3 protein-coding genes are annotated in these 2,829 nt (G+C 46.2%); all 3 read right to left on the reverse strand.

Features of this window, described 5'->3' with window-relative positions; all coding sequences use genetic code 11:
• The coding region (locus tag LD28_RS0111745; RefSeq protein WP_033137155.1) for a hypothetical protein at positions 1–388 on the reverse strand (388 nt) is incomplete at its 3' end.
• A gap of 14 nt (positions 389–402) precedes the next feature.
• Positions 403–2,025 carry a glycosyltransferase gene (locus LD28_RS0111750; protein ID WP_033137156.1) on the reverse strand — a complete coding sequence of 541 codons (1,623 nt, stop codon included), beginning with the start codon at positions 2,023–2,025 and terminating at the stop codon, positions 403–405.
• 19 nt (positions 2,026–2,044) lie between these two features.
• On the reverse strand, positions 2,045–2,829 hold a 785-nt coding region (locus tag LD28_RS23405), incomplete at its 5' end, for a hypothetical protein (RefSeq protein ID WP_162182395.1).

Consider the following 2,829-nt stretch of genomic DNA (forward strand, 5'->3'; position numbering starts at 1 on the left):
ATATGTGATAAAAAACACTGCCACTAGTGTTTTTACTACCTATTATATTATCCACAAGCTCGCGCCCAATTAACCCCTTCGCTTCCTGTCTCTCTCGATCTTTCATTTCACTTTCCTCATCATAAGGAAAGGGTAAATATAAGTCATCCAGCCCCAGCTTGGCGAGTTGAGCACAGATATCTGAAACATGTCTCCGGAGACAAGAGAGAATAATAAAATCCGGCTCATATATATGAATATCGCTAGGTGATATAATCGGTAATCTATTCTTAAACTTACCGTGCAAGTCTTCGTTGTTATCCGCTATGGCTAATATTGAAAAGCGTTTAGGAAGTCTTTTGATAAATGAATCACAAACGTCACCAGCACCGAATAAGATAACATCCATATTCCGTCTCCGCTTTATTTTTTATTAGTAAGTTCCAGCGTTTTTTCAGCAAGCATACGTGGTGAATAATGCTCACTCATCTTTTCTGCCAAACCAACTGATGGTTTCACTCCATTACCCATCAACAATGACACTACCGTTTCAACCATCAAATCCCATTCACCATAGGGAATTAAGTCACAGGAGAACTCTGTCAGTACAGTTTCCCGATTCCCGGGAATATCTGTCGCTACAACAGGACAACCAAGTGCTTGGGCTTCCAAAATAACATTAGACATTCCCTCATGACTGGAGGTAGAAATGAGTAGACTGGCACAGCTCAGCCATTCAAAAACATTATCTTTCACACCAACAAGATGGATACGATCGCGGCATGGTTGCTGTGCAATACAAGCGGAAACCTCTGAGCGCAATGGTCCATCACCAATTAAAATTGCATGGGCTTGAGGCAGTTTGGCAATGACAGAAGCGACAACCTCGATAAAACGACATGGAGACTTTTCCGGAGATAGTCGCATGATCCCCATTAATATTGGGACCGATAAATGAATACCTAACTGATGCAGAGGCTCCTGCCCCTCAACTCGCTCGGCCATGACAGCATTTTTCACTACGGGGATGCTCGATTCAGGCAAATTTAGCCAGCGAGTATACGACTGCGCCCCTGCCATGGAGTTAACACTCAAAATGATTCCTGGCAACTCGGCCATTAGACGATAATAAGCAGCCAACCTAGGCTCATCATAAACAGCCAGGTATTCAGGAAATTCTGAGGGGGCTACACTCCTGCCAGAGATGATGATCTGTTCAACTCCCGCGAAAATTGCAGCCATGGAAGCAATAACATTGCCATCTTCCAGATAGGCGATAACCAGTTTTGGCTTAACGTGTTGCATGTACTCATAGGCAGTGAGAATACAATGAAGCAGCCCGGGCTCAAAGAAAGGAGCCAGTTGAGGAGCCAGCTGGCAGCCATTTTCATCCTGCATCAAGTTCGGCCAGCACTCACGAGCAGAAGGCACGAAGTAGAGCTCTACACCATGAGAGCGAAGAAGCATCTCCCAGTGATTAACCTCAAAGTCCTTATGCTTCACCGAGATCAAATGCACTTCCCATCCCAGCTGTCGCAATCCGATGGCCAGTAAGACCATCTGCCGCTCAGCTCCACCTTTGACCAAGAAGCGAATATATAACACGACACGCTGCACCACCTGAGGCAAACGATGTGTTCGACGCTCGCGGATCAACCGCTCAAGCTTTTGCTGTAACATTACCGATGGCTGACAGGTCGCCTCAACGTAGGGAGTAATATAGGTGTAGTCGCCATAATGACCAAGTTGCTCGATAATCTGTCCACCAAATTGCTGCAAATCTGAAAAGATGACAATGACTACCTCCTCTGCGGGGTAATGATTAAGCACATCTGGTCCTACAACCGGAATATCAAATATGAACTGGCCGACTTGAGGGCCATTAAGACCATCGATGATGGCAACAAATGGATAAGGGGATTGGAGCACATGATAATAAAGGTTTCCCGCCACACCCCACGCAATCGCCTTGCGTTTCCCGGACAGCAGTTCCTGATGCAATAACGCATTAAAAGGCAAAGCATGTTTCATTGACAGATCCAGCATGTGTCTGTTTCCTTGGAATTCAATTCAATGACAATATGGTCACATCTTGGCTGGATATAGCAGCAAAGATGTCTCGTTGGATTTCCTCCACAAAGGAGGCTGATGCGATAATCAACACAGAGCCAGATGGAATTGAACTCTCGGATAGTGATATAACGTCATATCCCATCACTTGGTAGTTCCCAAAGTTGGCCTTTTTATCGATAACGCTACGAATATGGATGTTGCTCTTAATCAGCTCAGGAACCAGAGACTCAAAAAATTCTCCGGCCCCATATACTATGACGTCGGTGGCCTGTTGACTTTGTGTCAATTCCAGCAGTCTCTCTATCGCTTGGGCGTGCTTGTAACGCGCATCGCGTAAACCGACAAAATCCATCATTAAATCAGGGTCAAGCCGACTCAATGAGCCTTGTGGCCAAGCCACCCAACGCTCACCATAAGACATGTTTTTGCTGAACTTGCGATAGAAGGTTTCTATTCCTTCTGAATTGATCCGTGCCAACCCGGAGGAATTAATCACTTTGTAACTACGCTCCGAACCGAAGTTGTCTTCATGCACCAAATTGCCAAGATAGTGCACCTCGCTCGATACCGGACACTCGACCAAGCGCTCCATCATGCGCAAAAAAGAGAGCCGTTCGTCCAAATCAGATTCGGCGATGCCCAGCGATTGGTCCCACAGCTGATAAGCATTAACTCCAGCCTCAAAACTCCGGATATTTTTCTGATGCTGGGCACTGTAGCGAACCTCTGCCTGTCGCGGCACAACTTTCCCTTCCGAGGTGCGCCGATACCCCAGTG

It is taken from the genome of Aeromonas finlandensis (assembly GCF_000764645.1).
GTDB lineage: Bacteria > Pseudomonadota > Gammaproteobacteria > Enterobacterales > Aeromonadaceae > Aeromonas > Aeromonas finlandensis.

What these genes read in the sequence shown, in the direction of transcription:
- LD28_RS0111750 (WP_033137156.1), bottom strand. Translation starts at nt 2,025, where the DNA reads ATGCTGGATCTGTCAATGAAACATGCTTTGCCTTTTAATGCGTTATTG.